We start from the raw sequence: 26260 nt of genomic DNA, 5'->3' as shown, positions 1-26260 counted from the left end.
AAGACCTTCAGGAATTATAGTAGAACAATACCAGCCCATAAGGATCTGTGTGTTCAATTCGATGCGCACCTGATCAGGTGGGATCAAAAATGCGCAAAAAAACTAAAAAGGGATAAATCATCCCCAAAATCAAGGCAGTACAATGGAAAGCAAGGAAAAAAACCCACATAATTATCGAACAGTAGGCTATTCCATGATTTTGGTTGCTGCCTCACTAGTGGTGATTGCCTTGCTGTACCTAGCAATAGGAGACGACGTGTTATACTCTGACAGAGTAAGCAAGGAAAAACAGCACGAATACAAGCAATTCCTAGAGGAGATGAAGCTAAAGCAAGAAGAGCAAAAAGTCGCAGAGGGGCGTAATCTCTCGCTCAATCTTGACGAGTCAATGGACGTATCAACTAATCCCTAGTTACCTATACCCATTAGCAAAGTCTTCCCACATGTTCATGTTTGATGTGAGCTTGTTCATTTTGTATAGAGCCCCCCCAATTATTCCCGCATGGTAAAACGTGTACAGGTATACCTGGGACGCCGAAGGCTCTGTATGCGATAGGCTCAACGCAACCATGGAAAAAAATATGAATGTGCCAAAAAACGTCGAAATGCTGTTTGCTATTCCCTGCAGTCCTATGATTCTTTTTGTGGCAACTGCCATGAGTGAAATGCTAGTAACAATAAGAAATGTCAGGCCGCCATTATGAGAGCTAAACTGCGTAACCCAGTCTGCTAGGCCCATCTCTAGTACCGATTTTTCTGGCAGGTGAATTCCGCCGTTTAGTGCAAAACTTACGGAGCTGAATAGCCCTCCTATAATAAAGAAGAACAGCAAAATCTTGATTATTCCTCGCTTGATTGGGCTGCGCGTTTCTGCAGGACTGATTGCGCGCTCGGTCAGCTTTAGTCCAAACAAAAACCCGACAAAGATTGTCGGAAAATATGCTAGTTCTATTAGATATGGAATACTTTGTGTCAGCTCGCGAATCTGCGGCGCAAACACCAAGAACAATAAAATTGCAATTGATGCAGCCGAGGCAAAGACAATGAGATTAACAAATGAAAAGCGTCGCTCGCCGTATGCGTCTGCGCTCCAATTGTACATTTTTGAGCCTCGACAAAACCAGATTAAAGAAAATGACGGAAAATCATTTGGTCTTGTTATCAACTTTAGTGTATTAAAAAAAGAAGGCTAGGCTTATTTGCCTGTTTTTGTCTTTTTGTGGACTTGGTCCTTCATCTTTGTGTGGGATGCATCGTGCTGGTCCACAAGCATCTGCTCCATGTGAGTAGCCATATCAATTGACTCCATCTTTGTCATCATCTCGTTCATTTGTTTTATGAATTGGACGCGCTCTGCGTTTGTCATCAGTCTCCACTTGTCCAAGAGCTGATCTTGGTGCTGTTTGTGGATTTTGTCCATTCTGTTAAATAGCGCTCGTAGGTCGTCTTGGGTCGGCTTGTTTTTCTCATGGTCGACATGCTTTTTCAGCGAAGGATCGGATGCGCAGAAATGTGTACCACATACTTGGATTTGTGAGCCTTTTCCAAACTGCTGGTTTTTTGTTCCACTGGATTTTGCTGCATCTGCGGAAAGGTTTGCCCCAACAAAGAGCAAGCCTACTGCAAATACAACCGCAATAATTACTGCGTACTTCATACTTTTTGTGAAACACCAAATGCTATTAAAACTAATTTAATGATTATCAGGCCTACAAGCATTTAACAGATACAACATCTGCCAAGACATGATGAAAAAGATCATCATGATAATCGGTGCAATAATGATTTGCTTTGGTGTATTGTTCCAATACCAAGGCAGAGGTGTCGTAGGACCGGAATCCTCGTTTATGTACTATAACAAGGACTGGATCTACTACGGAATCGCAATCATACTATCCGGAGTTGCAGTCTGTGGGGCGGGCGTATTTTTGTATGTGCGAGCTAGATTACGTGCAAGGTTATAGTGCTTCGAATTTTTTGGATTTGCCTTATTTGTGAAGAAATTATTTCTGCCATCTCTTGAGCGGTGCTGGTCTCTATTTTTGCGACAATGTCGTATTCGCCGTATGTTATTATTGCTGTTTTTACCTGAGGGATTGTCCGTATTTGCTCCAGGATGGAATGTTCTTGGCCCATCATGCAGCTAACCAGCACATATGCAGTCTGGGTCATTTTATCTCCAGCGTGGATAGCGTGTTTGTCTTTAGATCAAAGACGCGGATCAGATGGTTGTTTGTGTCAGAAATATAGAGTCTTCCTTCGTATAGTTCTACGTCGCTAGGCTCGTATAGTGCCAAAATATCGCAAGACGGATTCTCTGGAAGGCAGACTGTCTCTTTTTCTGTCTTGCCAATAAGCGTGTAAACCTGGCTTGTTTTTAGATCAATTACTCGAATTGCGGAATTGTACGTGTCTGCAACAAATATCGCCTCAGGTGTTGCACACAATCCCAGAGGGTGTTGAAATAATGCAGAGTCAGTATGACCATCTTCGTGGCCAAATTCGAATAATCCATGGCCGACCAAAGACTGTACAGTGTTTGTTGCAAGGTCGATTTTTCTTATTGCAGATGTTTCACTGTCTGCAAAATACAGTACATTTCCGGAAATGGACAGACCACTTGGCTGTGCCAGTTGCGCGGATTTTGCCGGGCCGTCTATGATGTCTTCCTGGCCGGTACCAGCAAACGGCAGTATCATCTCAGTTGTAATATCATATGTCCAAATTTGGTGATTTCCTGCCATTGCAACATAGACTAGGTTGTCCTTGCATGCAACATCCCATGGCGAGCTGATTGCAGTCGCGATTCCTCTTCCTCCTTGCGAGCGCCACGGTCCCTGCTTGCCAGTTCCTGCAACTGTTAGTACTTTGTTTTGCGCAAAGTCAATTTTACGCAATGAATGATTTTCAGTGTCTGCAACAAACAATACATCACCATTCCACGCAACGCCTTGCGGCCTGAAAAACTCTGCAACTGCAAAACCGCCGTCTTTGAGTCCGACTTTTCCACTTCCGATAACATTCAAGATATTGCCAGAAACATCAACTATTATGATTCTATTATGATTAGAATCACTTATTGCGATTTTGCCTGATTGTGAAATGGATAGTTTGCCTGGAAACGACGGTGTGTTGTTTTTTGCAGGCCTAGATGGCTTGATGTCTAGTGGCACTCTTGCCAGAGTGCCCTTTTGCTCATATTTTTGCAACAACACATCAATTGTGTCAGAGATGACGTCGTATTGCCCTTCGCCGGACTGGTGATACACCACATTTCCCGCAGGATCCAGTATCACTATTGTAGGCCACGCCCGCACGCCAAAGCTCTGCCAGATCTTCATTTGCCTGTCCACTATGACAGGGTGCTCTATTTCGTATCGCAGAATGGCAGATTGGACGTTTTTTGTCTCTTGTTCGCTAGAAAACTTGCCCGAGTGAACCCCTATGAACACAACCGGCTTGTCGCTATATACATGCTCTAGCTTGGCAAGTGTTGGTAATGTATGCATGCAGTTTATACAGCAATACGTCCAAAAGTCCAGCACCACGACATGCCCCCTTAGTTTTGATAATGAAATGTCCGAGTTTGTGTTTAGCCAGTCAAATTCCGGAAATTCTGGTGCCTTTGATACGGAAAAGTCAAACATTATTTGTAAAGATACAAATCAAAAATAAAAATCATCTAGTGTCCGCCGCCACCGGTGCATTGTGGTGGTGGGTTGGGGCATCCGCAAATCTTGGTGTTGCCAAGCTTCCAGTTGTTAAAGGACCAGTATTGTCCTCCTTCGTGCTTTAGTCTTAGTTCATCGCATGACATTTTTTCCACTGCATTGTGTTCTTCTATTTCCAGTGGCCTGATGACGGTCTCTTTGTGATACACGACATAGCCTCCAAAGGCTCCTCCAAGTACCAAAAATACTATAGCTACGATGAAGATTGGATCCATCATCGATTTGGCGTTAACTGGGATAGGTATTTTAGCTTTCTGAAATTAAGACCATACTTTTTCTTTGAATGTCAGTTTTTTGTTCAGTACAAAATTCGACAGTGCGCTTGTTGCAACAGCCAGAACAAGTGCCAGAGGATAGTCCATTTTGTTGTGATCAACTAGCAAATACACCATTGCAAGCTGCGCTAGCGCACCAAGCGAGCTTAGTCCCATGAATTTGGCATATTGAATTGATGCGTGTTTTGGCTCAAAGTTGCGATCCTCAAAGGTCCATATTTTGTTGAGAACAAAGTTACTAGACATGGACACTGCAATGCCAATTATGGTGGCGTGCAGATACCACAGATCAGACACCACGTCCGTAAAGAGCGACGAGACTACATAGTTTATGGCAAGACCGATTGCGCCAATAGAGTAGAATCTGCCTGCCTTTGAGAAAAAGCTGACAGATTTGCGTCTTTCTTCCTTGTTTGCTTCCTTGCCGTATCGATATAGCTTCCAGACTGCCTTGAGATAATCAAATATTGTTTTAGAGTCTAGCTTGCTTTTGCCAAATTCCCGGTTTGTAAATGTGTAGGGTATTTCCAAGACGTTTGCGCTCTTTGCCTTGACTAGTATTTCAAGCAGCATCTTGTAGCCTATGGCGTCAAAGCTCAAGCCCTGAATCACCGGTTTTTTGAATGCAAAAAAGCCAGACATTGGGTCTTTGGTGCGCACACCAAGGCCACGCTTTGCGATAAATGTAGCAAGTTTTGAGAGGAATTTTCTTTTTCTAGTCCATCCGACAATAGCGCCGCCGTTTACGTATCGCGATGCGACGACAATGTCGTATTTTGGATGCTTTAGTGCATCAATCATTTTTGGTAAAAGGCTTGCAGGGTGTGATAAATCACTGTCCATGACAACAATAGTATTGCCAGTGGCAAGCTGCACTCCCTTGAGTATTGCAGATGCCAGGCCGTCCTTTGTCTTTCTGTGTATTACCTCGATGGTATTATTTGCAAACTTTTTGACGCTTTGCATGTATTCTTCGACTAGCTTGCCTGTGCCGTCCGGTGAATTGTCGTCAACTACTATGGTTTGTGCCCTGGTGTTCTTTGGCAAATTGTCCTGAATTGATTTTAGAATTTTGAGTATGTTTTGTGACTCATTATATGTTGGAATGATAATAGAGACCTGAGTACCACTTGGGATCTCGCTGTATTTCATGATTGATTCTTGCCCAAGATTTAGAGTATTAAATGATTATTAAAATCAGTTAACGTACGAGCTAAATTCTTTAAAAACCAGCCTCAAGTGGGCTCTGCGGCTTGATTATTTCGCGCATTATCATTGTGGCAAACGATCCGCGCTGAAGCGTAAAGCTTACCGTATCAGACTTTATTGTAAAGTCATCACAATGTATGGCAGCGCTTCTAAATCCACCTTCGTTGGATGATTCCTGCATTTCCTTTAGATAGAAATCAGACGGCGTGACTTGTTCTTGCTCTAATATCTTTGAGACATGATAGTCAAATCTGGTCTTTTTGAAATAGGAAAAGCCGACCATTGGAATTGCTAGCTTTTGTGAGTCATCCATTTGGTATTTGCCAAGCTTGGCGTTTTTGTCAAAGCAGACATCGCCTTGTTGCGGCGCAAAGAGATCCTCGCCATACTGGTACGCACTAGTCAGTGTGAGATTGAACAAGTATGACTGGTATGCCTCAACATACAGCCTGCGAATCCCAATTGGTAGCTCGTGGAGTGCCTTTTTTGGGTCCCCGTGCTCTATCATTTGTCGTAGAACGATTTTTTCTAGGTCCATTTGTGGCGGAATTACATCCAGCACTTTGGAATAGTTTGCCGGATCTTCCATTTCCTGCCTTAGTTTGGTGTTTTCCTGCGAATCATATTGCGAAGTAAACGACAATAACAGGCTTACTGCATCTGAAAATCTTTTTTGGATTATCGCCTTGCCAATTAGGTGTGTTACTGGCCGCTTGGAGCCAAATCTCTGGTATCCGTAGAAATTCAGAATTTTGTCAGATTCTGCAAAGCTGGATAGTGTCGAGTCTGCACCATCTATACGTATGACAAAGTTATTCCCAGTCATGTCTTTGGCAGAGAGTGGTTTTTTTGCAAATCCAATTCTCTCCAGTGTGATCTTGCCATCGGAATAATTTGGAATTGTCTTTCCCTGTGCCATAGAGCATACATATTGTATAGTTACGGCATGTGCGTCCTTGAGCCCCAGCGCCTTGAGCCTTGCGCCGGTTTTTTTGAAAACTAGATCAAGTGCGTGATTCGTGTCGATTCCAGATTTTTTTAGTCTATACACTGCATAGCCGTCACCGCAAAGAGATGCACGTGTCTTTTTGCCTAGAACCTCCGATACTAAAAAATCTTCAGGCCTGGTGCGAATCTTTCCACCGCAGCCTGCAAATTTTGTGGTGTACACCCCTATTCCAATATCAGAGTCTATTTTTGGAATCACTGCGTTATTGTTACTGTGATAAATTCAGACACGGTAACATCCGCAGTCCTTGCAGAGACTAGGACCTTGTAGGTGCCAGGAAGTGCAGACGGGTTAGTCACAATCGATACTGGAACTGACTGGGATTCAGAGATAGTTGAAACTGGAGTTTTTACTATAATATCAGAGAACTCGGATGTTGCCTTTGACAGGATTTCCGTGTTTTGGTTTGTGGATATCATTACGTCAACTGACGCAGTCTGCCCCTTTGGAATTGTTAGTTGCTTGCTTGAGGTAGAAACGGTAGTCGATAGTGGTTTTGCAAGGTCTACTTTGCCAATTTTGTTTTCAACCCACTGGGTAAACCAGATTTTGTCTCCTGCCACGTCAAATCCAAAGACCTGCGCAATTCCACAGTCGGATTTGTCACCACAGTCGGCCCAGTTTGGGTTTCTTGACGGCACGTGATATTCCACCAGATATTCTTGCTCAATGTCAAATACCGCCAGTGCGTTTGATGCCTGCTCATTAAAGTATAATTTGTCGCCTTCAATTTGCGCCCAATAAGGCTGGCTGACAGGAGTCTTGATCATGCCGGTTGCGTTGCCATATGTTGCAAGCGGTGCAATTGGAGTAGTGTATCTAGTATAGGATTCAGTCGATTCTGTAAACTTGTAAAAGTTGCTGCTGGCAGTGTCTGCAAGCCAGACATTTCCGTTCTTGTCCACTGCCAGTCCGTTTGGCGCGGCAATTGATTGAGGCAGGTTGAAGGTCTCTGAAAAGTCCAGTACGGTTACATTTTTGCCAGTGCCTGATGCGACATAGTCTGCAAACGAGTTATAGTCGAATTTTATCAGTGCGCCGCCTTGTCTGAGCATCCAGTTTGTGTACCAGATGTTTCCATCAGAATCCACATCAAATCCGCCAACAAAAGAGCCCGGAATAGGAGTCGGGATGTTTGTGTATGTTTTGTCTTTTGAGGTTTGTGTGCGATCATAGAGGCTTATTTTGCCTTCATAAAAGTCGTTTACTATAATTTGGTTGCCAAGCACCTTGAGGTGTTGCGGAAGCGAGTCTTCCTGTGTTGGAAAGCCTACACGAGAGTATTTTTCTTCAGTTGTTGAAAATTTCCAGATAGAGTCAAACGAATCATCGGTATACCAAACATCGCCAAATGAATAATCAATTCCCCACATCATAGAGCGCCCGCCCTGTGGCCAGTCAGGGTTTGGATATTCCACAAAGTATTCTGTGTCTGGATCAAATTTTGCTATTTTGCCGGTGTTTGTCTGAACAAAGTACACAGTTCCAGAGTCATCAGTTGTGATTGCTAGTGGTTGTGTGCAGTCAGTCGGGATTTTGTATTCAGTTACATATTGATTTGATTTTGCATTACTGGCGCCACAGAACTTTGGCCTATCCAAATCCGGAAAGTTGTCTGCCGGTGTTCCGGTAATGGTGGTCTTTGTCAGCGGGTTTTGCTGGCTTGGGCTAGAGTTTAGTGCAAGTGCCAGTGTTGATGTTATTAGAATTACTCCAAAAAATATTGCTACTGCTATTCCCTTTTTCTTCACAAGTCACGTTTTTGTTTACCACATTATATCTATTCTGGGCATCATAGCAGCTTGAGCTCACTTGTTATCTTGTCTATTTGCTCTTCTGGGGCAGGACCTATTGAAAGGCATGTAAATGTGCCAGGCGCTATCTGTGTGTGGCCTGCATCAGTCACCTCGGCCCATGGAAGGCCCATCTCTATTGCGTCCCGCTTTATTGATTCAAGCTCGGACTCGGAATTTACCTTGAGCACTATTTTTGCTTGGCCTTGCCACCACTTGGAAAACCAATCTGGGCGAGACTTGCGAACATTTTCTGCTCCAAGTACACATGCGTGCCCCACCTGAGCTGCAATCTTGCCTTTTCCCATTCCAAGGTCTGCCCGTACTATTATGACTTGTTTTAGGCCCAACAACTACTTGCCATACATCACATTGAAAAACTTTGCAAATATTTCCGAAATGAATTAAAGGAAATCATTCCAAAAGACAGCAAATTGTCATATGAGGTTGTGATTGCAGGGGCAAGCGTTGCAGGTCTTTTTTGTGCACGAGAGATAGCAAAGGCTGGCCATTCTGTCCTAGTACTAGAAGAAGACTTTGAAGTTGGCACGCCTGAGCATTGTGGTGGACTTGTGTCAGCATCTGGCTTGCAAGACCTAGGAATAATACCATCCACCAAAACGCTGGACTCTCCAATCCAAAAGGCGCGCTTGACATCGCCGGGAGGAATAACACTAGACATTGACGCAAAAAAGCAGAACGTCATTGTGATCAACAGGCGTGAGCTGGACAAGCAGATTGCTCGCCAAGCGCAAAAAAACGGAGCAGAGATCAGAGTAAAGACATCACTCAAGGAATTCAGGCAAGGCCAGGCAGTAACGAGTGCTGGAACATTTGATTGCAAAATTCTGGTGGATGCAAGAGGAATTGCATCCATAATTCAGCGAGACCGCACAGGCACCCTGCAATCTGCGCAATACGAAATATACGCAGACTGGATTCAAAAAGGCCTAGTCGAAGTGAATTTTGACTCTCAAAAATATCCCGGATTCTTTTCTTGGGTAATACCTGCAGCAGACGGAATGGGAAAGGTGGGAGTTGCAGGAAAAGGCATCAACGCCATTTCTGCAATAGAAAAGTTCCTAGAGCAAAAGGGAAAACACTCTACTATTCGCAAGGTCTTTGCGCCAATCTGGATTAACGGTCCACTTGGTGATTTTGTAGAGGCAAACACAGTAATTGTCGGAGATGCTGCAGGTCAGGCAAAGCCGACTACTGCGGGTGGAATTTATTCTTGCGGAGTGGGCGGAATCTTGGCAGGCCGCGCCATCTCAAATTATCTAACATCACACAACAAAGACGATCTAAAGTCATACCAAAAACTCTGGACTGAAAAATTTGGAAAGGAATTTGAAAAACAGCTCTTTGCAAGAAAAATGCTAGAGCGACTGGACAATTCCACCATAGACAAGATATTTTCCACAATAACTCCAGAAATGATATCAGATATCTCCAACAATGACGATTTTGATTTTCATACGTCGGCAATCATCAAGATGCTAGGACTTCGAGGATCGCTCAAAATTGCTCAGACCATTTTTGGCGGCGAAATACGCAAGCTGCTCAACTAGACAAAAAACGCTTGGGAAGCTATAAATGGAATATTAAAAAAGACAGCACATGTCAACATCACTGACTCTTCCAGTCTGCAGCTGTTGCAACAAACACATCATGCCAAACGACAAGTGTGTAAAATTCATGTGCCCAGAATGTGGCGCAGTCTTGGTATGGAGATGTCAAAGTTGCAGAGAGGCAGCAAGAACATACACATGCCCTACTTGCAAGTTTTCAGGACCATAAGAAATGGCACGACTACTTTTGATAACCAAGATCCTCCCAGAAGGCACTGAAGTCAATCTGGACGATCTGGCAAAAAACATCTCGGCAAAACTCGAGGGCGGCATTACTATGGGAAAATACACTAAAGAGCCTCTTGCTTTTGGCCTATTCTTTCTAAAAGCAGAGTTTGATTTAGATGACAAGGAAGGACAGATGGACATGCTAGAGAACACCATCAGATCAGTCGCAGGAGTAAGCGAATTTGAGGTCCTCAACATGAGCCGCAAATCAGTAGATGTGAAGTGATTCAGTGGCCAAAAAAGACGAACCTCTGCAAATGCGAGTAGGAGAGGCAAAGCAGAGAGATGTCGGCAAGAAAAGAGCCCGAATTGGTCCAGATGCGATGGACTTTCTCAAAGTAAATCCAGGAGACATCATAGAGATTACCGGCAAAAAGGCAAGCTGTGCAGTTGCATGGCCAACAGATGAAGACGACAAGTTCCCAGATGTTGTTCGCGTCGACGGCCAGACAAGAAAGAACATTGGCAGCGCACTAAACGATATAGTAAAAATCAAAAAGGCATCAGCAAAAATAGCAAAGTCAATTGTTCTAACACCGGTGTCCGATGTTGTAACAGTGGACAAGGAATTTACCGATTTTGTAAAGAACAGGCTCAAGGGACTGCCGTTCTGCCAGGGAGACGAGATCTCTGTTATGATTTTGGGTAACCCGATGGACTTCAAGATAAGCAAGATTTCCCCAAGGGGAATTGTAACAATAGACAAGAGCACCGACTTTGTGATATCTGCAGATAAGGCAATTGACAAAAAGGTTCGAGTCACATACGATGAGGTCGGCGGACTCAAAAATGAAATCAAAATAATGCGAGAGATTGCAGAGCTGCCACTACGGCACCCAGAAATATTTGACAGGCTTGGAATAGAGCCCCACAGCGGCATACTCTTGTACGGCCCGCCAGGATGTGGTAAGACACTCATTGCCAAAGTCTTGGCATCAGAGTCAGAGGCAAACATGTTTTCAATTAATGGTCCAGAGATAATGAACAAGTATTACGGAGAAACAGAGGCAAAGCTTAGAGACATTTTCAAGGAAGCAAAGGACAACTCTCCAAGCATAATATTCATTGATGAAATCGATGCTATTGCCCCAAAAAGAGAGGAAGCATACGGAGATGTCGAAAAAAGAGTCGTAGCGCAACTTCTTGCACTAATGGACGGCCTCACAGATAGGGGAAACGTCATTGTTCTTGGTGCAACAAACAGGCCAGACAGCGTGGACCCGGCACTGCGAAGGCCTGGAAGATTTGACAGGGAAATAGAGGTCTCTGTTCCAAACGTGGATGGAAGACTGGAGATTTTGCAAATCCATACAAGAGGCATGCCGATTGCCGAAGACGTCGAGCTGAGAAGACTTGCAGCTGAACTGCACGGATACACTGGAGCAGACATCAAGTCATTGTGTAGAGAGGCAGCACTCAAGGCAATTAGGAGATTTTTGCCAGAAATCGACCTAGAGACGGAAAAAGTATCTGCAGAAATACTACAGTCAATGGAAATAACACTAGCCGACTTTTACGACGCAATACACGAAGTTGTGCCCACAGCAATGAGGGAGTTCTATGTGGAGCGACCAAAGGTCTTTTGGAAAAATGTCGGAGGCCTAGACGAAGTCAAAAAGTCTCTCCAGGAAAACATCATAGTTGCACTAAAAGAGCCGCAAAAATTCTACAGCATGGGAATCAAGCCTCCACGTGGAATTTTACTGTACGGCCCACCCGGATGTGGCAAGACACTTCTTGCGCGCGCAGTTGCAACGGAGAGCGGAAGCAACATGATCCTAGTTAGAGGGCCAGAAATTCTATCAAAGTGGGTTGGCGAATCTGAAAAAGCAATAAGAGAGATTTTCAGAAAGGCAAAGACGTCTGCCCCATGTATTATAATATTTGACGAAATGGACTCGCTTGCAAGAATAAAGTCAGGCGAAGAGGCAGGAATAGGCCAGACAATACTGAGTCAGCTCCTCACAGAAATGGAGGAAAGCGGACCATCACGCGTAATAGTAATTGGAATCACAAACAGGCCTGATTTACTAGACAGCTCACTGCTCAGACCGGGAAGACTAGAGCCAGTACTATATGTGCAGCAGCCAGACGAAAAGGGAAGGCTCGAGATAATCAAAATTCTAACAGAAAAGATGCCACTATCTGAGAACGTAAACCTAGAAGAGATCTCAGTTTCTACCCAAAACTATACTGGTGCTGATTTGTCGGCTTTGTGCAGAGAGGCCGGAGTTCACGCAATGCAAAACAATTCCGCCAAAATAGACAGTGCAGACTTTGCTGCAGCCCTTAAGAAGATTCGACCATCAATCACAAAGGAAGTTGACCAGTGGTATTTGGCAATAAGGGAAACTATTTCTAATGTTGTACCAAAGTCAATAGACAGAGCATTTTACGGATAAACCATGGCAGACTTTCCAATAAAAAACATCGTATTTGAAAAGATCAAGGACGTCACATCAATTACTGATACAGACCTAGTAAAAGCACTAACCAAGGCAGGCCATCCACTGGCTGAAGACAAGTTTAACAAAATTTTACTAGACTTGGAGATAATGGGCCTAATCCGCGTGTCATGGCTCACAAAGGACACAAGGCGAGTCGAAGTTGCAGCACAAGAATCCGAAGAGGACGAATACGACGAGCAAAACAAGGAAATTATGGAAAAGGACTATGAGGCTTCTTTTCCAGGCGTTGACGATTCCTAGATCCTAAAGTGAAACGCCGCATCTAGAGCCACTGCTACAAATATTATTGTCAGATATGGTGCAGTGACTTTGTACGCCTTCCATGCAAAGTCCGATGTTGGGTTTTTTGTGAGCTTGTAGTGATATACCAGCATCAGACCGCCACTTGCTGCGGCAATTGCCACATAGACTAGGCCTAGGCCAAACGCATACAGTGCCAGTGAATATGGAAGTAGTATTGCAGTGTTTGCCAGAATATACTTGGATGTTTTTTGCATCCCAATTAGCACCGGTAACATTGGCACCCGCGCCTCTGCGTAATCATCTCGTATTTTCATGGCAAGGCACCAAAAGTGAGACGGAGTCCACACAAAGACCAAAAAGCCAACCAAGAATCCCAGCAGGTCAATTCCCATAGGCGGGACAAATCCGGTTGCTGCAGTCCAGCCAGCCATGGAGGCTGCACTTCCTGCAAAGCCGCCAATTACGATATTAGACGAGTTTTTTCTCTTAAGCCAAGCAGTGTAGATTATTACATAAAAAAATATGCCAAGACCTATGAAAAATGTCGAGACCCAGTTTAGTGTAAAATATGCATAAACAACAGATGCCACACTCACTGCTAGGCCATATGCCAAAACAGTTGGCGCCTTTATTTTTCCAGATGGGATTGGCCTGGAGATGGTTCGCTTCATTAGTGGATCGATGTCACGATCGTAATAATGATTCAGGGCGCTAGATCCTGCAGATGCCAGACCGCCTGCAATTATGATGTGGAGTAATCCCATCGGATCAAGATCTGGGCCGATTAGCTTTGATGCGGCATACATTGACGTTACCGCCGTGATAACCAGTAAGACCACAATTCTTGGCTTTGATACTTCGAGTAGTTCTTTTGCTGCCAAACTCACTCAAAAACGCCCAGCTAGGCATTTAATTTCTTCGACGAGTTCCACTACAAAAGGAATAAGTACCTCACTTTAGGCATCAAGCTCAAATGAGTAATTGGGACCTCATGATGCCAGGAATGGGTCTGACTGCCATAGGCCTAGCCGGAGTTACCATTTCTTATGCAGGAATAGCACACACATTCATTGATGGAATGCACGCCCTGACTGGCCTTACCATGTTTATAGGATTGATATTTTTGGCTGCCGGAATTTTGGACGGCGGTGTTTCAACTAGTAACAGAGCCAAGGCAACGACTTTGGTTGTTTTGGCAATTTCGCTTTCGTTTGGTGCTGCCGCACTAATTTTCAACTCCATAACAAGCATCCCAACATTCATCGGTGTCATGCTAATTGTCACAGTTCCGGCAATAGTGATGGCATATGTGTCAATGAAGATGCCGCAATATGCAAAGCCAATAGGAATCATATTCGTAATTGCCACAGGAGCTGCAATTTCAGCCTATGTTGGATTTGGATTGTACGGACCGTCGCAGTATTTGGTCCCGCCACCGGAGGAAGTAGAAGAGGAAAAAGCGGCCGCACCCACCGCACCAATAACTTCAATTTCAATACTCAAGGGCTCTGCAGTCCAGGGAGCGCCAGACTATGATCCAGACATGGCCACAGTGCCTGCTGGAAACAATATCGAGTGGACAAACGACGATGATGTGACACACACAGTCACTAGCTCAGCAGATGCTGGTGCTACGTTTGACTCTGGAATTATGAATGGCGGAGCAAAATACCTACTTGAAACATCCAAGCTGCAGCCAGGAACATACGAGTACATGTGTATTGTACACCCGTGGATGACAGCATCGTTTGTGTACGGAGGAGAGGCACCGGCAGTACCAACAGTAGAAATCTCAATTCTCAAGGACTCGGCCATACAAGGAAACCCGGACTATGATCCAGATACAGTCCAAGTAACCAAGGGAGACGCAATAGTTTGGACAAACAACGACTCTACAATGCACACAGTCACACATGCTGGAGATGCCCCAAAATTTGATTCATCAATAATTAATGCAGGTGAGACATTCAAGATAGACACATCAACACTTGAGATTGGCAAATACGACTATCTCTGCATAGTTCATCCTTGGATGACAGCGTCATTTGACCTAGTAGACTCGTCAGGGGAGCGACTAGCAGAAGGCTCAACCGCAACTGATCCAAACTCTGTGCCACCAGAAGAGATTCCAGTAGAAGAGGCACCTGTCGAGGCCCCAGTTGATACTCCACTCGAAATTCCCGCAGAACCCACGACTGAAGCACCAGTAGAAGCCCCAGTTGAACCAGAGGCGCCAGTAGAAGAGGCACCTGTCGAGGAAACACCTGCAGAAACGGCAATCGTACCAGCTGAGCTTGTACTAGTAGACATGGCAGCAGGCACTGCATCAAACACTGAATGTGGTGACAAATGCTTTATTCCAAACACAGCATATGTTACAGTTGGAGGAACAGTAACTTGGAAAAACTCCGACACTGCAGCACACACTGCAACAGAGGTTGAGGCCAAGTTTGATTCTAGCATAGTTATGTCAGGCGCAGAATATTCCCATACATTTGAAGAGGCAGGCACATTTGACTATTATTGCATAGTCCACCCATGGATGAAGGGCAAAGTAATCGTAGGTTAGCTTGCAAAAAACAATAATCCTAAGCCAATCCCAAAAACAAATTCTAATAGATCACGCAAAAAAATATGCACCTGTTGAATCGTGTGCGCTGCTTTTTGGCAAAGAAGAATCCAACACATCCACAGTAAAGGAGATATTTTTGACGAAAAATACGGAAAACTCGCCTGTGAACTTTACCATATCAAATGAGGAATTGCTACATGGGTATCAGGAAGCGGAAAGAAAAGGACTGGATGTCATAGGAATCTTTCACTCACACCCACACTCGGAAGCAAGTCCGTCCTCTACTGACAAAAAATTCATGATGATAAACCCAGTCGTGTGGGTAATATTCTCAAATGCGCATGACCAGCTAAATGCGTTTGTGCTAGAATCGGAAATAAGCCCAGTTTTGATAAAAATTCAAGCATAAAAGACTAGCTTTTTGCCAGATGTCTTTTTGATCACAGACGTATTTGGATGGAGTATTTTGCCAATCACGTTGACTGTGGAGTATGGCTTGATCACAGAATCACTAAGCGGTGTGTTACCATAGAAAAGACAAATTGCATTTCCCGGAGGCCAAAAAGCCACATCATACAATTCCACTACATCTTGGGCATTTTCTGGCCCAATAGAAAACGGCGCAGGATCCGTATAGATCTCTTTGCCCCAGACATTTGCCTTTATGGTAAGTGGGAGGCTTTTCAGAAATGCGGCTACAGTTTTTGGAGCCATGGCATCATCCAGTTCTAGTATAATATTCTCAGAGTCTGGAATCTCAACTATTACCATATGCTTCAATGATACTTTATCATCTTTGAATTAAATATCCCTTTTTTCCATAAACAAAACATGATGGAAATACACGTCTACGACACATACGTAGAAGCAAAGGACGGTCACACCATGCATTTTGATGTCATCACATCAGAAAAAGACCATGGCAAGGCAATCCAATACGCAAAACAATGGCTCAAAACCATCGGTGAAGAAGAGGCCAAAGTGACAACAGAAGAATGTCAGTTTTGCCACTCACAAGGTGCACCAAAGCCAGTAGAAGACGCAATCAAAGCAAATGGATTCTTCATCCAAAAGATGGAAGGCTGTCCATAAGCCCTTTTTTTAATTTTTAATTACATTTTAATTCCAAATTCGCGGCCCAATACCATGTCTGAAGAAGCAAAATACCACAAATTGACAGTCGAAGGCGACAAGAAAACCCAGTGGATTTGCGGCTGTTTTGAGACGGTTGATGGTTATTTTTGGTTCTGCCCTGAGCACAAAAATACGCTAAGCAAGGCAATCGAGGCTCAAATTGACGAGCTTGACATGACCCGAGTGGTAGAATAATTTACTTTTTTACTATCTTTTTTGCAGACAGTACCTTTAGTCCTTCTTCGATTATTACGGACAAGACAGAAGAATAGCTCCAACCATGGTTTGTCCTAGATATTAGGTCAACCTGAAGTGTGCGGATCTTTTTGTCAAGATCCTCATCTAGTGTGAATGTGATTCTTTTCTTTACCAAGACCTGTTCAATGTATGTTTTATGAAAAGTTATTTAAGATGTCAACTTCGAGGAATCGAAGTGGTATGAACATCATACCCCCAACGTTTGTTTGATAAATCTTGCAAATACCTTCCAAATTAATATGATACTCATATAGTATTATGACTAATTTTCACAATAGACAAACAATAAATCTAATACAACTCAGGGTTTATCGAGCTGTGAGCAATAACGATTCAAGGGCTGCACTAGTGTTATCAATTGAAATAGTGTTGATGAGAAGAGGCGGGCCGCAATACCACCAAGTACTTGCCAAGCTTGAAAATTACTATGACTGCAGGATTTTTGATTGCTTTGAGCATCCAGAGTATCTTGGCGCAGTCATAAAAGAAGTATATCCAAACGACTATCAAAAGATCATCGACGAGTTCAAAATAGAGCTTGATGAGATGGCAGCACAAAAAGAAATCGCAGAATTCCTAAAGTCGTTAGAAAATTGAAATAATCTGCATACAGTAAGAATTATTTTAACTGGTCTTCCAGTTTTGGAATTCCACCAGTTTGTTTAAAGCACTGTAGCAGGTAAAAAACTTGTGAATCAGTCCAGTGTCAACTATGTCAGTCCGTTTCTTGCCAGAATCTCTAGGTTTTGCGCAAAGAAATGGAATTTTCAGGTTTTATGGGAGCTAAGAAACCACAAAAAAATGCGCTACTCCCAGATACTAGAGTCGCAAAAAGGAATCTCTCCGTCCACACTGTCTGAGGTACTAAGATCACTCCAAGGGGAAGGTCTAGTAAAGCGCGCAAAGCACGGCAAGATTCCACCATATACTGTAGAATACAGCATTACAAAAAGCGGAATAGATCTAATCGTTGCAAGTTCTGCCTTGGTAAAGTGGGCAATGAAAAACAGAAAATAATTCTAGAGAACCAAGATTGCCACAAATGCGCCAACAAAGACGATTGCGACTGTGTTTAGCAATTTTATCACTGTGTTCAGTGCAGGTCCTGCCGTGTCTTTGTATGGGTCACCGATGATATCGCCAACCACTGCAACTTTGTGCTCTTCACTTCCTTTTCTTCCCTGCATTTCGACAAGCTTTTTGGCATTGTCCCATGCTCCGCCAGTGTTTGCTAGGTGATACGCCAAAAAGATTCCAGTCACTACTGCGCCCATCAACAGTCCTGCGACTGCCGGTGGACCCAGGATAATTCCAAGAACAATCGGTGCCGCAATTGCAATTGATGCTGACTTCCACAGTTCTCGCAGTGAGGCAACAGTGGCAATGTCCACACATTTTGCATAGTCGGGCTTGGATTTGCCTGTGAGAATTTCTGGGTCTGCCTTGAACTGGCGCCTAACCTCGTCGACCATTTTGGATGCTGCGCGAGACACTCCGCCAATCAGCTGACCGGTTATGATAAATGGAATCAGTCCCCCTACCAGCAAGCCGATTACGACTCCTGGATTTGATAGACCATAATCAAATGCATGCTCGAAAACCTTTTCTGCTTCATATTGGAATGCTTGGATCATTGCAAGTGCTGCAAGGCCTGCGCTGGCAATTGCAAATCCTTTGGTCACTGCCTTTGTTGTGTTTCCCACTGCATCGATTTGATCTGTTACCTTGCGGTTTTCTTCACCCATGCCAGTCATCTCCACAATGCCGCCAGCATTGTCTGCAATTGGGCCAAATGCATCAATTGACAACACAATGCCTGCAAGACTTAGCATTGCCATTGCAGTAAGCGACGTGCCAAAGATTCCATACAGCATTGCTTGCGATGGATCTGGTGCGGCAGCTGCTGAAACTGAGAATGAAATTACTATAGCTACTACGAGAGCAATCATGAATGGTCCTGTCGACTGCATTCCTTTGATTATGCCCATCAGTGTTAACGATGCATAGCCCCACTTGGCAGCATCGGTAATGTCTCTGACTGGCTTGTACTTGTAATTGGTGTAATGGTCAGTGATTCTCTGTATTACTGGAACCAGAATTACGCCCACCACTGTGCATCCAAAGAGTGCGTATGCGAGCTTGTCATTCCCTAGGAACATCGTAGTAAAGACAAAGTTTAGGCCTATTGCAATTGCGGCCGATACATAAAATGAGACGTTTAGCGGCTTCATCACGTCTGTTTTTGTTTTTGAGCCAATTGTTGCAGTGCCTATTATGGATGCAATCATTCCTGCAGCCCCAACCATGATTGGATATGTCATAATTTTTGGCAGGCCGATTAGTGCGCCAATTAGTATTGATGCCAAAATTGTTACAATGTATGATTCGTAAACGTCAGAGCCCATTCCGGCAGCATCGCCTACGTTATCGCCTACGTTGTCTGCAATTGTTGCCGGGTTTCTTGGGTCGTCTTCTGGGATGTTTGCCTCTACTTTTCCTACCAGGTCGGCACCCATGTCGGCTGCCTTGGTAAAGATTCCTCCTCCGATTCTGATAAACAACGCAATAAGACTAGCACCAATACCAACACCGGCAATTGTGATTGGGTCTGGAAATACCATAAAGAGAATTGCCAGTGCCAATAATGCCATTGCAGGAACTGCAAGACCTACTGTTGCACCACCCCTGAACGCCAAGGCAAATGTTTTACCCAGTCCACTTCCTGTGGCGTTTGCCGCCCTGACTGCTGCCTTGACTGTGATTTTAAGTGAAATGATTCCGGCAACTGCAGAAAGTGCCGCACCTACTGCAAATGCAATTCCGTTTGAATATCCAATGAAATAGCCAATTACAATAGAAAGACCAATTGCTATTGGCAAGATAATTTTGAGCTCTCGTCTCAGAAAGGCAGCTGCACCGACTTTGACTGCATCAGATATGTCAGTCATTTGTTTTGTGCCAGGGTTTTGTCTAGTTACCCAGACAGCAAATCCGGCAGCTACTGCAAAAGAGGCAATTGACGCAATAATAGGAATTAAAAATTCTAGCGACAGTTCCATGATATAACTGCCTGCCTAAAAATACGGCATATAAACCATAAAACTAGGACTTTCTCTTTTTGTATGGCGGAAAGGTTTTGCCCTTGAGAACTTGGCGGACAAGCTTGTTGAATCTTTTTCCATGTGCCAAATATGGAAATCTCTGGTGTACGAGCTCGTGCGCTATGGTGTCATCTAGTGCCTTTTCGTCTGGGATCTTTTTGACGTTGATGAAAATGAGATTGTGCTGCATGTAGGATACGCCATAATACTTGTATGCAGTAGTTCGCCTCCCCCTTGTCATTTCCTTTGGCATTTCTAGGACTTCTTTAGACGTCATTAGCACTTTGGGTTCCTGAATTGATAGTCTGTTAGAAAAAATCCCAGTCTTTTCCAAAATACCAAGCCGTAGATCGTCGTCTAGATGCATCCAGTATGAGTTTTAGAATCAAACTAAATCATACAGTGTCAATTCTTGTGCAAAAATTGGTTCAAGATCTTAATACTTGGATAGGATTTTTTTGTAGTTTTTTACCGCCTCAATTATTACTGTCTTGGCAGTGTCTGCAGAATCCCAGCCTAGGACCTCGACTTTTTTTCCTTCCAAGTCCTTGTACACTTGGAAAAAGTGAGCCATTTCTTTTAGATGATGCTCTTCTATATCGGTGACATCCTTTGTGTTCAGGTATCTAGGATCTGTAGTGGATACGCAGATTATCTTGTCATCGGATTGGCCTTGGTCCTTTAGCTTGAGCAGCCCAATCGGCCTGCACTCGATCAGTATGCCAGGAAATGTGGGGTTTGTCACAAGCACCAATGCGTCTAGCGGGTCGCCGTCATCAGATAGTGTCTGTGGGATTATACCATAATCACCCGGATAGTGAAACGGGGAGAACAAGACTCGGTCCAGCTTTATCATGTTGTGTTTTTTGTCGTATTCGTACTTGTTTTGCGAGCCCTTTGGGATTTCCACTACCACATTGATTATCTCTGGGATGTCGATTCCGGTCTCAATGTCGTGCCAGAAATTCTTTGTCATTGTATCATCACCAGAACAGGAATAATCTATACTTTGAGATTAAAGGGTCAGAGTTTGTAGTGTGTAATCATTGATCATACAGCCACCGTCTCATCATACCCCTAGATCATACGATCCAGTAGATTTTTTGTTTTATTTCTAATTTCTTGTGTTATTTGCACTATTACTAGGCCTTCATTTGGCTGGCCGTACAATACAACCGAGTTTTGCGGTGCATAGATGCAAACTGGAATTACAAGTAGGTCTTCCTCGCCATTTACCAGAATTTGGATTGGGGGCCTTGAGGAAAATGCTTGCCTGATAAGATCAATACTTTGCTGCGTTATCTGAGCTGCCGGATTGTCACAGTATAGTTTTGTGGCGTTGCTTTGCGGAGGAGTTCTCTTTCCCCTTTTTTCGTATCCATCCACTATCTGTAATGATGGTACAAATCCAAGTATCAGCATTTTTTCAGTTGTGGCATCGCCCACAGTTATGATGTAGGAATTTTTTGGGATGTGATTTGCAATGTTTTCTTTAGTGGTGTCCTTGAGCAAAATTCCAAGTGGTGCCTTTAGTTCGTCACGAAGAGAGTCAGGTAATCTCAATAATATTATGCGGTTGCGCCTTGCATTTCTTCTTTTAGCTTGGCTGCCAAAATGCTACACTGGGCTGCGACGTTTTTTGCAGATGCACGAATTGCTTCAGCGGAAGGCGACATAGGATGCGATAGAATCACTGGCTTGCCCTTATCCGAGCCTTCCATGATACCAGAGTTGAGCGGAATTTCTCCAATGAATGGAACATTGAATTTTTCGCTGATTCGTCTTGCTCCACCTTCACCAAAAATGTAATGTTTGTCGCTGCATTTGGGACAAATAAAATAACTCATGTTTTCAATTACACCGATAATTGGAACGTTTAACTTGTTGAACATGCCAATTGCTTTGGTTGCAACATTTGATGCAACGTCTTGTGGTGTGGTAACCACCAGTATGCCAGTAATAGGAATTGTTTGCGCAAGTGTCAGAGGTATGTCGCCAGTGCCAGGAGGCAAATCCACAATCAAATAATCAAGATTTGACCAGTTTGTGTCAACGAGAAATTGCTTTAGTATTCCAGATATAATCGGGCCACGATAAATTGCGGCCTGGTGTTCTTGCTCTGCAAAGAATCCAAATGATACAACCTTGATTCCGTTCATCTCTGCCGGCTGGAGCTTGTTGTTGTCCACTTCCATGAACGCCTTTTGCATTCCAAGCATCAGAGGAATGCTAGGACCGTAGATATCTGCATCAAGCAATCCGACTTTGGCGCCAGACTGTGCAAGTGCCAACGCCAAGTTCAACGATACTGTAGATTTTCCGACACCACCCTTGCCGCTCGCGACACCGATAATGTTTTTGACAGAAGCCATTGCTTCGTCTGCATCTAATGTGCGTCCTTCCATGACTTTGGCAGTTACCTTGATGTCGGAGTTTTTGATTCCGTCCAGTTCTCCTACTGCGCGGCGAACATCCTGCTCTATTTGGTCATTGAACGGGCATGCCGGCGTTGTTAGTTCTAGTGTAAATTTGAGATTTCCTTCGTTTAGCTCCAAGTCCTTTATCATTCCCATTGATACAATGTCTTTTTTGAGGTCAGGATCAATTACAGTAGCAAGTTTTGTGAGAACTTGGTCAATGCCAACCATGCACAAAAAATTTGAATTACATTATTTAAAGATAGGTCGATTTTCAAAACAGCGAAATTATTTTGCAGATAATTACAGCTTAGGTATTCCTAATTAGAAATTATTTTTTGCCAAATCAAAAACCAATCAATACAAAATTCATGCAATATTTGGCACAGGCACACCAAGATTCACAAAAATTATTGCAAAGTTACCCAAAGATTCATAAATTCTACGCATGGAGTTTCGCACAGTTGTTTTCTATATCGACCCTAGAGGATGTTGTTAGGATCCCGCCAAGCATGTTTGGCGCATCACTAAAAAAGGCAGCAGTAGCTATTCTCAAGGAAAAATACGAGTCCATGATAAACGCAGAGCTCGGCTACATCATCATGATTTTAGATGCCAAAGTAGACGAAATGGGAAAAATGATTGCAGGCGACGGCGGAACATATCATCGAGTCGAATTTGAGGCATTGACATTTACTCCAAAACTACAGGAAATTGTCCTAGGAGAAATTGTAGACATTACAGACTTTGGTGCATTTGTCAGAATTGGCCCAACAGATGCACTCTTACACCTATCACAAGTGATGGATGATTATTTACAATCAGATGTAAAGTCAGGCATGATTATTGCAAAGCAAAGCAACCGCACACTAAAGGTCGGCTCTACACTTCGCGCAAGAATCACCGCAGTATCATTAGGCAAAGCGGCAACGATGGGTAAAATTGGAATTACGTGTAGACAGCCGTTCTTGGGAGCAGAGGATTGGATTGCAGAGGAGATAAAGAAATCCGGCAAAGAGGGCGGAGAAACAGAAAAGAAAGAAAAGAAGCCAGTCGAAGTGAAAAAGTAAATGGTCAAAGAGATGGCTTGCAGAAAATGCAAGTGTGTTTTTGTTGGAAAAGTTTGCCCAGTTTGCAAATCGTCTGATCTTACACCAGACTGGACAGGAGTAGTCCTAATTGGCGACCCAGAAAACTCGCACATTGCCAAAACCCTGGGAATTACCCAGAAAGGCAAGTACGCATTAAAAATCGCCTAAGAAATATTTTGTTTGATTAAAACACACACAAGCTCTTAGTGAAAACAGGAAAAATACCAAATAGCATTGTCGGATAATAGTCCCTACTTTTTCATAAAAGAATTCTCCAGTGAGGAGCTAACCAAGGTTCTAGTAAACAAAGTTCGAGAGCTTCGAGCATCCAAAGAAAAGGCAGAGGAGCTGAACACAAAGCTCCAAGATAACATGGCAAGACTAGAAGAAACACAAGATGAATTGTCAAGCCAGAGAGACAAGCTGCAAATCAAGATGATAGAGCTCGAAAATGCAAAGCGCGAGCTCGCCAATCAACGAGACAAGCTGCAAATCGAAATTATGAACAAGACGCAGGAACTATTAAAGTCAGAGCGACTTTCTGCAATAGGAAATCTTTCTGCAAGAGTGGCACATGATTTGAGAAACCCATTAAGCGTTATACAAAACACATCACAGATTTTGAGAATGAGGTTAGAGTCGAATCTGGATGATAAAGCAAGGGAGCAGTGGACTAGGCTTGATAGGGCAATATACCGAATGTCGCATCAGCTAGAGGATGTCATGGATTATGTCAGAATATCTCCACTCAAAAAGAAGGATTATTCATTATGCGTGATATTGCAGGACGTAGTAGAGCGAATAGTTGCACCAGAGAACATAGAGATTCACCTGCCGGAAAACGACAGGGAGATATTTTGCGATCCTGAGAAATTGGAAATTGTTTTTGTAAATTTGATAATGAATGCCATACAAGCATCAGAAGGTAAGAAAGGAATAGTCAGTGTAGGAATTTTTGATGATCCGCAAGACAGCAACAACGTACTAGTCAAAGTATCCGATACAGGATGCGGCATATCGGATGAGATTCTGCCAAAGATCTTCGAGCCGTTATTCACTACAAAACAGGTCGGCACTGGCCTTGGCTTGTCTAGCTGCAAAAACATCATAGAGCAGCACGGAGGAACGATCACAGCATCCAGTGTTGTGGGCAAGGGAACCACATTTACCATCAAGATTCCAAAAAAATCCGAGTGGGAGAGCCTGAGCAAGCACGAAGAAGCAATTCAAACCGAATCAACATAGAAAAAGTTCTATTTAGGCACAAAACCACACGATGTAATTGAACACCAGAGAGCTTGCCAGATTTTTGGCAGAAGACATCAACAGAGGCGATGTTACCAGTGCAATTTTATCAAACAAAAAAATCACTGCCACAATAATTGCGCGACAGGGTGGAATAATCGCTGGCGCAAAGCACACCAAAGAAATCTTTGCAATGAAAAAATGCAGAGTACATATAATGCGAGATGACGGTCAGACAATCAAGGCAAATCAAGTTGTGCTCCAAATTACTGGTCCCGCAAGATCAATTCTTAGCTGCGAGCGAACCGCACTGAATCTATTATCCAGAATGAGTGGGATTGCAACTGCCACAAACCAGCTTGTAAGGCAAGTAAAAAAGATCAGCAAAAAAACAGACATCTATTCCACAAGAAAGACTGCGCCTGGCTTGCGTTTTTTTGACAAAGAAGCAGTAGAAATCGGAGGTGGAAGAAAGCACCGAGTAACCCTATCAGACATGATAATGATCAAAGACAACCATATTGCCGCAGAAGGCTCTATTGTGGAGCTAATCAGGCGAGCAAAGAAAAGAGCCAAGGTCTTTGAAGTCGAGGTAGACACATTTTCCGATGCAATACTTGCTGCAACACTTGGCGTTCCAATAATAATGCTAGACAATTTCTCCCCAGATTTAATAAAAAAGACGATAAAGCAGCTAGAAAGAATGCACCTACGAAAGAACATTCGTCTTGAGGCGTCAGGCGGAATCAACATACAAAACATCAGGGAATTTGCAAAAACTGGCGTCGATATGATTTCAGTTGGCAGCATTACAAATTCCGTAAAAGCAGTAGATTTTAGTCTAGAAGTCTAGCTGATAGCAAGCATCCGCTCAATAGCTAACCGTGCCTTGTCTGCAGTTTGTTTTGGCACGCGTACTTCGTATTTTTCCTCAAGCAGTGCGGAATATACCTTGTCCAGTGTGATCATTTTCATGTACTGGCATACGGCACCCCTTGATGCTGGAATGAAATTCTTGCCCGGGTTTTGTTGCTGCATTCTATACAAGATTCCGGTTTCTGTTGCAACTACAAAGTTCTGTCCGGCAGACTGTTTTGCATAGTTCATCATGCCCTCAGTCGACATTATCTGGACTTGGCGGCCCCTGTAGTCACCTACTGCAACATCATACATTATTTGTGATGTGCAACTGCATTCTGGATGAACCAATAATTCAGAGTTTGCGTGTGAGTCTAGAAGCTTGTGTATGTCGTCTGAGCGTATTCCTGCATGAACGTGGCATTCGCCTGCCCAGATGTACATGTTTTTTCTTCCAGTCATCTTTGCAACGTATGAGCCCAAGAACATGTCTGGCAAAAACAAGACGTCCCGGTTTTCAGGAATTGCCTTGACTACATTTACTGCGTTTGAGGATGTGCAACAATAGTCCAGCTCAGATTTTACTTCGGCAGACGTATTGACATAGCCCACTGCAATTGCATCCGGGTGTTGCTTTTTCCAGTCCCTCAGCTGGTCTACGGTTATAGAATCTGCCAGAGAGCAGCCCGCAGCCAAATCTGGAATGAGCACCTTTTTGTCAGGACAGATGATTGCGGCAGTTTCCGCCATAAAATGAACTCCGCAGAACAGAATTGTCTTGTGCGGAGTCTTTGCCGCCTGTCTTGACAATCCCAGTGAATCACCTACAAAGTCTGCCACATCTTGGACTTCGGGTAGCTGATAATTGTGAGCAAGTATGACTACGTCTTTTTCTTTTTTGAGTTGCGCTATTTTGTCTTGTAGCATCCGATCATACCAATATTGGAATTATTGATTTAAAGACTGGGATAATAGTGCGATTTTACAGATTTGGCCC

Annotated in this window: 35 protein-coding genes; 17 read left to right on the top strand and 18 right to left on the bottom strand. The window is 43.6% G+C overall.

Annotated features, from left to right (window positions below; translation table 11 throughout):
• The first annotated feature begins 142 nt into the window (after positions 1–142).
• On the top strand, positions 143–412 hold the full coding sequence (locus tag NAQ_RS00915; RefSeq protein WP_100181818.1) for a hypothetical protein: 270 nt from the start codon (positions 143–145) through the stop codon (positions 410–412).
• Here the strand turns inward: NAQ_RS00915 and NAQ_RS00910 are convergent, their stop codons facing one another.
• Positions 413–1102 (bottom strand): hypothetical protein, encoded by a 690-nt coding sequence (locus NAQ_RS00910; RefSeq protein WP_100181817.1) that lies wholly within the window; start codon positions 1100–1102, stop codon positions 413–415.
• 93 nt (positions 1103–1195) lie between these two features.
• Positions 1196–1657, bottom strand: a complete 462-nt coding sequence (locus NAQ_RS00905; protein WP_100181816.1) for a hypothetical protein — start codon at positions 1655–1657, stop codon at positions 1196–1198.
• 88 nt (positions 1658–1745) lie between these two features.
• On the opposite strand from NAQ_RS00905, the gene NAQ_RS00900 reads away from it, so the two are divergent.
• On the top strand, positions 1746–1964 hold the full coding sequence (locus NAQ_RS00900) for a hypothetical protein (protein WP_245871631.1): 219 nt from the start codon (positions 1746–1748) through the stop codon (positions 1962–1964).
• Here the strand turns inward: NAQ_RS00900 and NAQ_RS00895 are convergent.
• The 7 genes from NAQ_RS00895 to pth2 form a co-directional block, all read right to left on the bottom strand.
• Entirely contained in the window at positions 1942–2172 is a 231-nt protein-coding gene (locus NAQ_RS00895; protein WP_100181814.1) for an Lrp/AsnC ligand binding domain-containing protein, read from the bottom strand. The genes NAQ_RS00900 and NAQ_RS00895 overlap by 23 nt on opposite strands.
• On the bottom strand, positions 2169–3647 hold the full coding sequence (locus NAQ_RS00890; RefSeq protein WP_100181813.1) for a thioredoxin-like domain-containing protein: 1479 nt from the start codon (positions 3645–3647) through the stop codon (positions 2169–2171). The genes NAQ_RS00895 and NAQ_RS00890 overlap by 4 nt, the downstream gene beginning before the upstream one ends.
• 35 nt (positions 3648–3682) lie before the next feature.
• Positions 3683–3949, bottom strand: coding sequence for a hypothetical protein (locus tag NAQ_RS00885; protein WP_100181812.1), 267 nt, complete (start codon positions 3947–3949; stop codon positions 3683–3685).
• A 42-nt stretch (positions 3950–3991) separates the two neighbouring features.
• Positions 3992–5158: a glycosyltransferase gene (locus NAQ_RS00880; RefSeq protein ID WP_100181811.1), complete on the bottom strand. Its 1167-nt coding sequence runs from the start codon at positions 5156–5158 to the stop codon at positions 3992–3994.
• A gap of 70 nt (positions 5159–5228) precedes the next feature.
• Positions 5229–6422 (bottom strand): tRNA pseudouridine(13) synthase TruD, encoded by a 1194-nt coding sequence (truD, locus tag NAQ_RS00875; protein ID WP_100181810.1) that lies wholly within the window; start codon positions 6420–6422, stop codon positions 5229–5231.
• Positions 6419–7975: a Vgb family protein gene (locus NAQ_RS00870; RefSeq protein ID WP_100181809.1), complete on the bottom strand. Its 1557-nt coding sequence runs from the start codon at positions 7973–7975 to the stop codon at positions 6419–6421. Before NAQ_RS00870 ends, truD begins: the two co-directional genes overlap by 4 nt.
• Positions 7976–8016: 41 nt before the next feature.
• Positions 8017–8367 (bottom strand): peptidyl-tRNA hydrolase Pth2, encoded by a 351-nt coding sequence (gene pth2 / locus NAQ_RS00865; RefSeq protein ID WP_420887488.1) that lies wholly within the window; start codon positions 8365–8367, stop codon positions 8017–8019.
• Positions 8368–8451: 84 nt separating this feature from the next.
• Between pth2 and NAQ_RS00860 the strand changes: the two genes are divergently transcribed.
• From NAQ_RS00860 to NAQ_RS00840, 5 genes are read left to right on the top strand one after another with little or no spacing between them, the layout of a single operon-like run.
• On the top strand, positions 8452–9588 hold the full coding sequence (locus NAQ_RS00860; protein ID WP_177585540.1) for a geranylgeranyl reductase family protein: 1137 nt from the start codon (positions 8452–8454) through the stop codon (positions 9586–9588).
• A 49-nt stretch (positions 9589–9637) separates the two neighbouring features.
• A complete protein-coding gene (locus tag NAQ_RS00855) occupies positions 9638–9817 on the top strand; it encodes a zinc finger domain-containing protein (protein WP_100181807.1) in 180 nt (59 codons plus the stop codon).
• A 3-nt stretch (positions 9818–9820) separates the two neighbouring features.
• Positions 9821–10102: an elongation factor 1-beta gene (locus NAQ_RS00850; RefSeq protein ID WP_100181806.1), complete on the top strand. Its 282-nt coding sequence runs from the start codon at positions 9821–9823 to the stop codon at positions 10100–10102.
• 4 nt (positions 10103–10106) lie between these two features.
• Positions 10107–12278 carry a CDC48 family AAA ATPase gene (locus NAQ_RS00845; RefSeq protein WP_100181805.1) on the top strand — a complete coding sequence of 724 codons (2172 nt, stop codon included), beginning with the start codon at positions 10107–10109 and terminating at the stop codon, positions 12276–12278.
• 3 nt (positions 12279–12281) lie between these two features.
• Complete coding sequence (locus NAQ_RS00840) at positions 12282–12584, top strand: hypothetical protein (protein ID WP_100181804.1); 303 nt, start codon at positions 12282–12284, stop codon at positions 12582–12584.
• Here the strand turns inward: NAQ_RS00840 and cyoE are convergent.
• Positions 12581–13468 carry a heme o synthase gene (gene cyoE, locus NAQ_RS00835; RefSeq protein ID WP_100181803.1) on the bottom strand — a complete coding sequence of 296 codons (888 nt, stop codon included), beginning with the start codon at positions 13466–13468 and terminating at the stop codon, positions 12581–12583. The genes NAQ_RS00840 and cyoE overlap by 4 nt on opposite strands.
• A 92-nt stretch (positions 13469–13560) precedes the next feature.
• Here cyoE and NAQ_RS00830 point away from each other — a divergent pair, with 92 nt between their 5' ends.
• Together NAQ_RS00830 and NAQ_RS00825 are read left to right on the top strand one after the other, a co-directional pair.
• Entirely contained in the window at positions 13561–15156 is a 1596-nt protein-coding gene (locus NAQ_RS00830) for a plastocyanin/azurin family copper-binding protein (RefSeq protein WP_119571096.1), read from the top strand.
• Position 15157: 1 nt separating this feature from the next.
• Positions 15158–15568 (top strand): M67 family metallopeptidase, encoded by a 411-nt coding sequence (locus NAQ_RS00825; RefSeq protein WP_100181802.1) that lies wholly within the window; start codon positions 15158–15160, stop codon positions 15566–15568.
• Here NAQ_RS00825 and NAQ_RS00820 read toward each other — a convergent pair.
• Positions 15559–15930, bottom strand: coding sequence for a cyclophilin-like fold protein (locus NAQ_RS00820; protein ID WP_320410639.1), 372 nt, complete (start codon positions 15928–15930; stop codon positions 15559–15561). The two genes, NAQ_RS00825 and NAQ_RS00820, sit on opposite strands and share 10 nt — an antisense overlap.
• A 63-nt stretch (positions 15931–15993) precedes the next feature.
• Between NAQ_RS00820 and NAQ_RS00815 the strand changes: the two genes are divergently transcribed.
• The gene (locus tag NAQ_RS00815; RefSeq protein ID WP_100183372.1) at positions 15994–16251 is read left to right on the top strand and encodes a DUF2024 family protein; all 258 of its coding nucleotides are present in this window, start codon (positions 15994–15996) and stop codon (positions 16249–16251) included.
• Positions 16252–16305: 54 nt separating this feature from the next.
• Positions 16306–16488, top strand: coding sequence for a hypothetical protein (locus tag NAQ_RS00810; protein WP_100181800.1), 183 nt, complete (start codon positions 16306–16308; stop codon positions 16486–16488).
• Between the two features lies 1 nt (position 16489).
• On the opposite strand, the gene NAQ_RS09945 is transcribed toward NAQ_RS00810, so the two are convergent.
• A complete protein-coding gene (locus NAQ_RS09945) occupies positions 16490–16666 on the bottom strand; it encodes a hypothetical protein (protein ID WP_162858547.1) in 177 nt (58 codons plus the stop codon).
• A 203-nt stretch (positions 16667–16869) separates the two neighbouring features.
• On the opposite strand from NAQ_RS09945, the gene NAQ_RS00805 reads away from it, so the two are divergent.
• A complete protein-coding gene (locus tag NAQ_RS00805) occupies positions 16870–17148 on the top strand; it encodes a restriction endonuclease subunit S (protein WP_100181799.1) in 279 nt (92 codons plus the stop codon).
• A 93-nt stretch (positions 17149–17241) separates the two neighbouring features.
• Entirely contained in the window at positions 17242–17568 is a 327-nt protein-coding gene (locus NAQ_RS00800) for a winged helix-turn-helix transcriptional regulator (protein WP_100181798.1), read from the top strand.
• 2 nt (positions 17569–17570) lie between these two features.
• Here NAQ_RS00800 and NAQ_RS00795 read toward each other — a convergent pair whose 3' ends face one another.
• The 5 genes from NAQ_RS00795 to NAQ_RS00775 all read right to left on the bottom strand — a co-directional run bounded on the left by NAQ_RS00795 (position 17571) and on the right by NAQ_RS00775 (position 22300).
• Entirely contained in the window at positions 17571–19610 is a 2040-nt protein-coding gene (locus NAQ_RS00795) for a sodium-translocating pyrophosphatase (RefSeq protein WP_420887487.1), read from the bottom strand.
• Positions 19611–19653: 43 nt separating this feature from the next.
• The gene (locus NAQ_RS00790) at positions 19654–20019 is read right to left on the bottom strand and encodes a SprT family zinc-dependent metalloprotease (RefSeq protein WP_100181797.1); all 366 of its coding nucleotides are present in this window, start codon (positions 20017–20019) and stop codon (positions 19654–19656) included.
• 69 nt (positions 20020–20088) lie between these two features.
• Complete coding sequence (locus NAQ_RS00785; protein ID WP_100181796.1) at positions 20089–20628, bottom strand: inorganic diphosphatase; 540 nt, start codon at positions 20626–20628, stop codon at positions 20089–20091.
• Positions 20629–20729: 101 nt separating this feature from the next.
• The gene (locus tag NAQ_RS00780; protein WP_100181795.1) at positions 20730–21215 is read right to left on the bottom strand and encodes a GTP-dependent dephospho-CoA kinase family protein; all 486 of its coding nucleotides are present in this window, start codon (positions 21213–21215) and stop codon (positions 20730–20732) included.
• Positions 21216–21220: 5 nt separating this feature from the next.
• Positions 21221–22300: an Mrp/NBP35 family ATP-binding protein gene (locus NAQ_RS00775; RefSeq protein ID WP_100181794.1), complete on the bottom strand. Its 1080-nt coding sequence runs from the start codon at positions 22298–22300 to the stop codon at positions 21221–21223.
• A gap of 233 nt (positions 22301–22533) precedes the next feature.
• Between NAQ_RS00775 and NAQ_RS00770 the strand changes: the two genes are divergently transcribed.
• The 4 genes from NAQ_RS00770 (at position 22534) to nadC (ending at position 25258) form a co-directional block, all read left to right on the top strand.
• A complete protein-coding gene (locus NAQ_RS00770) occupies positions 22534–23139 on the top strand; it encodes a DNA-directed RNA polymerase (protein WP_100183370.1) in 606 nt (201 codons plus the stop codon).
• Positions 23140–23328 carry a transcription elongation factor subunit Spt4 gene (gene spt4 / locus NAQ_RS00765; protein WP_100181793.1) on the top strand — a complete coding sequence of 63 codons (189 nt, stop codon included), beginning with the start codon at positions 23140–23142 and terminating at the stop codon, positions 23326–23328. It begins immediately after the preceding gene.
• Positions 23329–23394: 66 nt separating this feature from the next.
• Positions 23395–24405: a sensor histidine kinase gene (locus NAQ_RS00760; protein WP_100181792.1), complete on the top strand. Its 1011-nt coding sequence runs from the start codon at positions 23395–23397 to the stop codon at positions 24403–24405.
• Positions 24406–24442: 37 nt separating this feature from the next.
• The gene (gene nadC / locus NAQ_RS00755) at positions 24443–25258 is read left to right on the top strand and encodes a carboxylating nicotinate-nucleotide diphosphorylase (RefSeq protein WP_100181791.1); all 816 of its coding nucleotides are present in this window, start codon (positions 24443–24445) and stop codon (positions 25256–25258) included.
• Here nadC and nadA read toward each other — a convergent pair.
• Positions 25255–26190, bottom strand: coding sequence for a quinolinate synthase NadA (nadA, locus tag NAQ_RS00750; RefSeq protein WP_100181790.1), 936 nt, complete (start codon positions 26188–26190; stop codon positions 25255–25257). The two genes, nadC and nadA, sit on opposite strands and share 4 nt — an antisense overlap.
• Positions 26191–26260: the final 70 nt, after the last annotated feature.

The sequence above is a fragment of the Candidatus Nitrosotenuis aquarius genome (assembly GCF_002787055.1).
GTDB lineage: Archaea > Thermoproteota > Nitrososphaeria > Nitrososphaerales > Nitrosopumilaceae > Nitrosotenuis > Nitrosotenuis aquarius.
This window is presented reverse-complemented; position numbering and strand designations above follow the sequence as displayed.

Bases quoted from the DNA above. Each gene is read 5' to 3' on its own strand.
- NAQ_RS00820 (WP_320410639.1), bottom strand. From the start codon at position 15,930: ATGGTAATAGTTGAGATTCCAGACTCTGAGAATATTATACTAGAACTG.
- NAQ_RS00885 (WP_100181812.1), bottom strand. From the start codon at position 3,949: ATGATGGATCCAATCTTCATCGTAGCTATAGTATTTTTGGTACTTGGA.
- NAQ_RS00810 (WP_100181800.1), top strand. From the start codon at position 16,306: ATGTCTGAAGAAGCAAAATACCACAAATTGACAGTCGAAGGCGACAAG.
- NAQ_RS00795 (WP_420887487.1), bottom strand. From the start codon at position 19,610: ATGGAACTGTCGCTAGAATTTTTAATTCCTATTATTGCGTCAATTGCC.
- NAQ_RS00830 (WP_119571096.1), top strand. From the start codon at position 13,561: ATGAGTAATTGGGACCTCATGATGCCAGGAATGGGTCTGACTGCCATA.
- NAQ_RS00855 (WP_100181807.1), top strand. From the start codon at position 9,638: ATGTCAACATCACTGACTCTTCCAGTCTGCAGCTGTTGCAACAAACAC.
- NAQ_RS00905 (WP_100181816.1), bottom strand. From the start codon at position 1,657: ATGAAGTACGCAGTAATTATTGCGGTTGTATTTGCAGTAGGCTTGCTC.
- NAQ_RS00775 (WP_100181794.1), bottom strand. From the start codon at position 22,300: ATGGTTGGCATTGACCAAGTTCTCACAAAACTTGCTACTGTAATTGAT.
- NAQ_RS00900 (WP_245871631.1), top strand. From the start codon at position 1,746: ATGATGAAAAAGATCATCATGATAATCGGTGCAATAATGATTTGCTTT.
- NAQ_RS00895 (WP_100181814.1), bottom strand. From the start codon at position 2,172: ATGACCCAGACTGCATATGTGCTGGTTAGCTGCATGATGGGCCAAGAA.
- nadA (WP_100181790.1), bottom strand. From the start codon at position 26,190: ATGCTACAAGACAAAATAGCGCAACTCAAAAAAGAAAAAGACGTAGTC.
- NAQ_RS00785 (WP_100181796.1), bottom strand. From the start codon at position 20,628: ATGACAAAGAATTTCTGGCACGACATTGAGACCGGAATCGACATCCCA.
- NAQ_RS00910 (WP_100181817.1), bottom strand. From the start codon at position 1,102: ATGTACAATTGGAGCGCAGACGCATACGGCGAGCGACGCTTTTCATTT.
- NAQ_RS00840 (WP_100181804.1), top strand. From the start codon at position 12,282: ATGGCAGACTTTCCAATAAAAAACATCGTATTTGAAAAGATCAAGGAC.
- NAQ_RS00890 (WP_100181813.1), bottom strand. From the start codon at position 3,647: ATGTTTGACTTTTCCGTATCAAAGGCACCAGAATTTCCGGAATTTGAC.
- NAQ_RS00815 (WP_100183372.1), top strand. From the start codon at position 15,994: ATGGAAATACACGTCTACGACACATACGTAGAAGCAAAGGACGGTCAC.
- NAQ_RS00880 (WP_100181811.1), bottom strand. From the start codon at position 5,158: ATGAAATACAGCGAGATCCCAAGTGGTACTCAGGTCTCTATTATCATT.
- spt4 (WP_100181793.1), top strand. From the start codon at position 23,140: ATGGTCAAAGAGATGGCTTGCAGAAAATGCAAGTGTGTTTTTGTTGGA.
- NAQ_RS00790 (WP_100181797.1), bottom strand. From the start codon at position 20,019: ATGCATCTAGACGACGATCTACGGCTTGGTATTTTGGAAAAGACTGGG.
- NAQ_RS00850 (WP_100181806.1), top strand. From the start codon at position 9,821: ATGGCACGACTACTTTTGATAACCAAGATCCTCCCAGAAGGCACTGAA.
- NAQ_RS00915 (WP_100181818.1), top strand. From the start codon at position 143: ATGGAAAGCAAGGAAAAAAACCCACATAATTATCGAACAGTAGGCTAT.